This window comes from Fusobacterium mortiferum ATCC 9817 (genome assembly GCF_000158195.2).
In the GTDB taxonomy this organism is placed as follows: Bacteria; Fusobacteriota; Fusobacteriia; order Fusobacteriales; family Fusobacteriaceae; genus Fusobacterium_A; species Fusobacterium_A mortiferum.
In genome coordinates, this window is the sequence record NZ_GL987993.1 from 204024 (window position 1) to 211101 (window position 7078).

5 protein-coding genes are annotated in these 7078 nt (G+C 29.3%); all 5 read left to right on the top strand.

The features are described 5' to 3' along the window. The first annotated feature begins 156 nt into the window (after positions 1 to 156). Positions 157 to 729, top strand: a complete 573-nt coding sequence (locus FMAG_RS09295; protein ID WP_005886160.1) for a DUF1694 domain-containing protein — start codon at positions 157 to 159, stop codon at positions 727 to 729. After that, entirely contained in the window at positions 723 to 1991 is a 1269-nt protein-coding gene (murA, locus tag FMAG_RS09300; RefSeq protein WP_005886163.1) for a UDP-N-acetylglucosamine 1-carboxyvinyltransferase, read from the top strand. Before FMAG_RS09295 ends, murA begins: the two co-directional genes overlap by 7 nt. A gap of 10 nt (positions 1992 to 2001) precedes the next feature. Then, on the top strand, positions 2002 to 2709 hold the full coding sequence (gene rlmB / locus FMAG_RS09305; protein WP_005886165.1) for a 23S rRNA (guanosine(2251)-2'-O)-methyltransferase RlmB: 708 nt from the start codon (positions 2002 to 2004) through the stop codon (positions 2707 to 2709). 48 nt (positions 2710 to 2757) lie between these two features. Then, on the top strand, positions 2758 to 3354 hold the full coding sequence (locus tag FMAG_RS09310; RefSeq protein ID WP_005886167.1) for a sigma-70 family RNA polymerase sigma factor: 597 nt from the start codon (positions 2758 to 2760) through the stop codon (positions 3352 to 3354). Between the two features lie 77 nt (positions 3355 to 3431). Beyond that, positions 3432 to 6041, top strand: a complete 2610-nt coding sequence (gene leuS / locus FMAG_RS09315) for a leucine--tRNA ligase (protein ID WP_005886169.1) — start codon at positions 3432 to 3434, stop codon at positions 6039 to 6041. Positions 6042 to 7078 lie beyond the last annotated feature (1037 nt).

The following is a 7078-nucleotide window of genomic DNA, read 5'->3' on the forward strand; positions in this document are numbered from 1 at the left end:
TCCTAAAAATAAGTAAATATATTATAGCATTTTTTCTTAAAAAATATAGAGAGGTTTTTTAAAAGAGTTTTAGAAAATCCTTTTAATTATTACTGTAAAATGATACAATATTATGATATAATCTATTACAATGTCAAGTATTAAAGGTGAGAAAGAATGAATGAAAATTTAATAGATAAAGAGAGTCAAGTTAAAATAAATTTTTTAAAAACACAGGCAGAAAGAGCTTTTTATTTAGATGAATTTAAAGAGAATGTAGCATTGGCATTAACTGAAGAACAATTGAGATCAGGAATAGTTTATCCTGAAATAATTGAGAGAATAAAACAATCAGATGTGGCTTATATAAAAATGAAAAGAGAAATCGAATTAAAGTTTTTAAAGCCATATATTGTTGAGGCTGAGAGGATTAATGTAAGATATACTCTAGTAGATAGCTTAAACCTATTGGGGAATATTGCTTTAGTTATAGTTGTAAAGGATGCCTTTGATACTAATGAAAGAGAGATTCTCATAAAAGATATAAGAGAAAAATTTCAAGAGGTAGGATTATATCCTGAATATGTAAAATACTTTGGTAAAAAAATTTGTGAAAAACATTATTCTTTGGTAGAAGAAAAGTTACCGGGGTATGAAAAAAAATTTAAAAAGTTGACAATTTTTAATCAATTATTTGGAGAAAGTTGTCCTATATGTAAGATTGAAAAGGAGAAAAATAAGAGATGGTAGAGGCTTTTAAGGTAACAGGTGGTAAAGAAATAAAGGGAGTACTAGAAGTTGAAGGTTCAAAAAATGCAGCTCTTCCAATTATGATAGCTACTCTTATAGAAAAGGGAACTTATATATTAAAAAATGTTCCTAATTTAATGGACATAAGAACATTAGTTAAACTTTTAGAGAGTTTAGGACTGATAATTGAAAAATTAGATAATAATACATATAAAATAGAAAATAAAGGATTAACTAATCTTGTGGCAGGATATGAGTTAGTAAAAAAAATGAGAGCCTCTTTTTTAGTTATGGGACCAATGTTAGCCCATTGTAAGAAAGCAAAAGTTTCTCTTCCTGGTGGATGTGCTATTGGAGCTAGACCAGTAGACTTACACTTAAAAGGTTTTGAAGCTTTAGGAACAAAAATAACAATTGACCATGGATATGTAGAAGCAGAAACAGATGAGCTTATTGGTGGAAAGATAGTTTTAGATTTTCCTAGTGTAGGAGCAACAGAAAATATAGTTATGGCAGCTGTAAAAGCTAAGGGTATAACTGTTTTAGAAAATGCAGCAAGAGAGCCAGAAATAGTAGATTTATGTAATTTTTTAAATGAGATGGGAGCTAAGATTACTGGAGTGGGAACTGGAACTCTTACAATAGAAGGTGTAGAAAGATTATATCCTTGTGAGCACACAATCATCTCAGATAGAATAGTAGCTGGAACTTTTATTATTGCAGCTATTATATTTGATGGAAAGATAAAAGTTAAGGGAGTAGAGAGAGAGCATTTAGAGGCATTTTTGATGAAGTTAGAAGAGATGGGAGTGAGATATGAGATAGAGAATAAGGAGTTAAGAATAATTTCAAAACTTTCTGATCTTCAAGGAATAAAAATTACAACTATGCCACATCCAGGATTTCCAACAGATTTACAATCTCCTATAATGACTCTTATGTGTTTAGCTAAAGGTAGTAGCGAAATAAAAGAAACTATTTTTGAAAATAGATTTATGCATGTACCTGAGCTAAATAGAATGGGAGCTAAAATAGATATCAATGGAAACATAGCAACTATAAAAGGAATAGAAAATTTTTCATCAGCAGAAGTTATGGCAAGTGATTTAAGAGCAGGAGCATCTTTAATTCTTGCAGCATTAAAAGCTGAAGGAGAAAGTATAGTAAATAGAATTTATCATGTAGATAGAGGATATGAGAATTTAGAATTAAAGTTAAAAAATATTGGTGCAGATATAGAGAGAATAAAAACAGAGGTATAATGGAGGTATAATGGAGAAAATAATAGGTATAAATCCTGTAATGGAGGTATTACAAAATAAAGAGAAAACAATAGAGAAATTAGAGATTTTTAAAGGGGCTAAAGATGATAAGATAAATAAGATAAAAAGATTAGCTTCAGAAAGAAATATTAAGATATTTTATACAGATAAGAAGAGAGAAAATTCACAAGGAGTTGTAGTTCATGTAAGTGATTATGACTATTATGTGGATTTTGGAGAATTTTTGGAAAAAATTGCTCCTATGGAAAAATCTATTGTTTTAATTTTGGATGAGATACAAGACCCAAGAAATTTTGGTGCTTTAATAAGAAGTGCTGAGGTATTTGGAGTAAAAGGAATAATCATTCCTGAAAGAAATGCTGTAAGAATAAATGAAACAGTTGTTAAAACTTCAACTGGAGCAATAGAGTATGTAGATATAGTAAAAGTTACAAATATCTCTGATGCTATCAGTAAATTAAAAAAATTAGATTATTGGGTATATGGAGCAGAGGGAGAAGGAAGTAAAGATTATTCTCAAGAAAAGTATCCTAGTAGAACAGCATTAGTTCTTGGAAGTGAAGGAAATGGAATAAGAAAAAAAGTAAAAGAGAGCTGTGATGTTTTAATAAAAATACCTATGTATGGAAAAATTAACTCTCTAAATGTTTCAGTAGCAGGAGGAATAATTCTATCTGAAATAGTAAAGTCTTTTTAAAATATTATAGGGGATAATATTACCATAGTGGGAAGGGAAAGAATTTATATGAATGAAGAGTTAATAAATGATGAAGTAATAAAATTAGCTCAAAATGGAGATCAGGAAGCTTTAGATTTAATATTAAAAGAGTATAAGAAATTGATATATCTTAATATTAGAAATTATTTTCTTGTTGGTGCTGATCAAGATGATTTATTACAAGAGGGGACAATAGGACTTTTGAAAGCGATAAAAAATTATAGTGAGGGGAAAGCTTCTTTTAAAACATTTGCAACTCTTTGTATTAGAAGACAGATATTAACTGCAGTTAGAAGTTCTACAGCACAAAAAAATAGCGCTTTAAATGAAGCTAGTGGAAATAATTTAGAAACAGAAGATGGTCATGAAGATTATCCAAAAGAACTTTATTCAAATGTGAGATATAATCCTGAAGCTATATTTTTATCTAAAGAGAAAATAATGGAGTTTCAAGATTTCGTAGAGCATAATTTTAGCCCATTTGAAAGGCAAGTATTTAACTATATGATTAAAGGTTTTTCTTATAAAGAGATTGCAGAGGAGCTAGAGAAAACTCCTAAAGTGATAGATAATAGTTTTCAAAGAATAAAAAGAAAAAGTGAATTGTGGTTAAGTACTTATTAATTTAAGAAAAAAGTTGTTAATTAAAAAAAATAGTGATATATTGAATATGGAAAAGAATTATTGATGAGGTGATATTCTTGAGAGAGTATAATTTTAAAGAAGTAGAAGCCAAGTGGCAAGGGAAATGGGAAAATGGACACATTTTCAAGACAGAAAATAAAGTTGAAGGGAAAGAGAATTATTATGTACTTGTAATGCTTCCATATCCATCTGGGAAACTACATGTTGGGCATGCTAGAAACTATACAATAGGAGATGTTATAGCTAGATATAAGAGAATGAAAGGTTATAATGTATTAAATCCTATGGGATGGGATTCTTTTGGATTACCAGCAGAGAATGCAGCTATTCAAAATGGAGCACACCCAGCTGTGTGGACAAAATCTAATATTGAAAATATGAGAAGACAATTAAAATTATTAGGATTTTCGTATGATTGGGATAGAGAGATAGCTTCTTATACACCAGAATACTATAAATGGAACCAATGGATGTTCAAAAGACTTTATGAAAAAGGATTAATCTACAAGAAAAAATCTCTTGTAAACTGGTGCCCAGATTGTAATACAGTATTAGCAAATGAGCAAGTTGAAGATGGAAAATGTTGGAGACATAGTAAAACTTCAGTTATTCAAAAAGAGTTAGAGCAATGGTTCTTTAAGATAACTGACTATGCTGACGAGTTATTAGAGGGGCATAAAGAGTTGAAAGATGGTTGGCCTGAAAAAGTTTTAACAATGCAAAAAAACTGGATAGGGAAATCATATGGAACAGAGATAGTGTTTACTGTTGCTGAAACAGGTAAGGAATTACCTATGTTTACAACAAGAATAGATACAATTTATGGAGTGTCTTATTGTGTTGTTGCTCCAGAGCATCCTATTGTAGAGGAAATTATAAAAGTTAATCCAGAGATAAAATCAAGTATTGAAGCAATGAAAAATACAGATTTAATTGAAAGATCAGCAGAAGGAAGAGAAAAAAATGGAGTATTCACAGGTTGGCATGTAATTAATCCAGTAACAAAAGAGAAAGTACAATTATGGGTAGCTGACTATGTTCTAATGAACTATGGAACAGGAGCTGTAATGGCTGTTCCTTGTCACGATGAAAGAGACTTTGCATTTGCAAAAAAATATAATTTACCATTAAATGTTGTAATTAATCCAGTTAATAAAGAAACAAAAGAAGTAATTGAGCTAAAAGCAGAAGAGATGACAGAGGCTTTCACTGAAGTTGGAGTAATGACAAATTCAGGAGAGTTTAACGGGATGAGTTCTAAAGAGGCTTTAACAAAAATAGCTGAATATGTAGAAGCTAATAATTATGGTAAAAGAACAGTAAAATACAGATTAAAAGATTGGGGAGTTTCAAGACAAAGATACTGGGGAACACCTATTCCAGCACTATATTGTGAAAAATGTGGAACTGTAATGGAAAAAGATGAAAATCTTCCAGTGAAACTTCCAGAAGATGTTTCATTTAATGGAGTAGGAAATCCATTAGAAACATCAGAAAGTTTTAAACATGCTGTATGTCCAATTTGTGGTGGACCAGCTAGAAGAGATACAGATACTATGGATACTTTTGTAGATTCATCTTGGTATTTTTTAAGATATTGTGACCCTAAAAATGATAAACTTCCATTTGACAAAGAGATAGTTGATTCTTGGATGGGAGTAGATCAATATATAGGTGGAATAGAGCATGCAGTAATGCACTTATTATATGCTAGATTTTTCCAAAAAATATTAAGAGATTTAGGCCTTGTTTCAGCTAATGAACCATTCAAGAGATTATTAACTCAAGGAATGGTTTTAGGGCCATCATACTATTCAGCAGCTGAAAACAAATTCTTATTCTCAAGTGAAGTTGATGTTAAAGGTGAAAAAGCATTTTCAAAAGCTACTGGAGAAGAATTAGCAATAAAAGTTGAAAAAATGTCTAAATCTAAAAATAATGGTGTAGACCCTGAAGAGATGATAACTAAATATGGTGCAGATACAACTAGATTATTTATAATGTTTGCTGCTCCACCTGAAAAAGAATTAGAGTGGAATGAAAATGGACTTGCTGGAGCTTACAGATTTTTAACAAAAATTTGGAGACTAGTAATGGAGCATAAAGAAAATCTAGAGTTTGGAGAGATTGATTTAACAAAGGTAAGTAGAGATGATAAAGCTTTATTAATCAAATTAAATCAAACTATAAAGAAAGTAACTGAATCTATAGAAGATGACTATCACTTCAATACTTCAATAGCTGCTACTATGGAGTTAATAAATGAAACTCAAGATTATAAAGTAAATATTTTAGAAGGTGGAAAAACAACTTCTGAATCTAAGAAAATATTTGCTGAAGTTATAAAGAATATATTAGTAATGTTATCACCATTTACTCCACATTTCTGTGATGAACTATGGGAAGAGATGGGAAATACAGGATATTTATTCAATGAAAAATGGCCTTCATATGATGAAAAATTAACTGTATCATCAGAAGTTGTAATGGCAGTTCAAGTAAATGGAAAAGTTAGAGGAACTGTTGAAGTAGAAAGAGGAACAGATAAAGATACAGTTGAAAAATTAGCATTAAATTTAGAAAATGTAAAAAAACATATGGAAGGAAAAACTTTAGTAAAATTAATTGTTATTCCTGATAAAATAGTAAATATAGTTGTAAAGTAATAAATTTTAGTAACTAGGGAGTGAAATTTTATTTCACTCCCTAGTTTTTATATAAAAAATAAATTTTTTTAAGAAATTCTATTGACATAATGAATTTTATGAGGTATATAAGTATTAACAGGAAGAGATAAAAGGTCTAGACAAAATAATCTCTTAAGGAGGTAGATTCCAATGAAATAAATTTAAAAGAGAAGTTAATAAGATGAGATTATAAATAATCACTTAATAATTTTTCGAGAGGACTAAAATTATAGTAATTTAATAAAAAATAAGATTGAGATAGAATTAATAAAAAGCTTTTATACCTATCAAAAAAGTAAGAGATATATTAACAATACTTATTCTAATTATAGTTTGTATTTTATAGAGAACATTTCTTATCTTCAGAGAAGTATTTTAATTAATATGATTAATTACTTAGGTAATAAAAATTATATTTAAAATATACAAGATTGAGTTATCTTTATTAAATATTAAAGAAATGGTAGGATTATTATTTCAGAATTAATAAAATAATCAATATGGTATAAAAAATATAATGGAAAAATTTTTGATAATATAGATTATTTCTTATTAAAAAATTAAGGAGGGGATTACTGATAAATAATATAGAAGTAGATATATAGGGCTATCTGAATGTAGATAAAGTCAGATAGCCCATTTTTTTTAAAAATTTAAAAAAAGTGTTGACGAAAAATAAAAAATATGATATTATAATTTATGTCCGCGAGAGAGCGGTACAGATAAATTAATAAGGACATTAGCAACAGAATAGAGAAAGACAATTAATGCAAACACAACAATAAATTGGTGTAAAACAATCAGTAAATTTTACTGAGTTATATAGATTGAACGAAGAGTTTGATCCTGGCTCAGGATGAACGCTGACAGAATGCTTAACACATGCAAGTCTACTTGATCCTTCGGGTGATGGTGGCGGACGGGTGAGTAACGCGTAAAGAACTTGCCCTGCAGTCTGGGACAACATTTGGAAACGAATGCTAATACCGGATATTATGTGAGTTTCGCATGAAATT

Excerpts from the sequence above, each read along its gene's own strand:
- FMAG_RS09295 (WP_005886160.1), top strand. The coding sequence starts at position 157 with ATGAATGAAAATTTAATAGATAAAGAGAGTCAAGTTAAAATAAATTTT.
- murA (WP_005886163.1), top strand. The coding sequence starts at position 723 with ATGGTAGAGGCTTTTAAGGTAACAGGTGGTAAAGAAATAAAGGGAGTA.
- rlmB (WP_005886165.1), top strand. The coding sequence starts at position 2,002 with ATGGAGAAAATAATAGGTATAAATCCTGTAATGGAGGTATTACAAAAT.
- FMAG_RS09310 (WP_005886167.1), top strand. The coding sequence starts at position 2,758 with ATGAATGAAGAGTTAATAAATGATGAAGTAATAAAATTAGCTCAAAAT.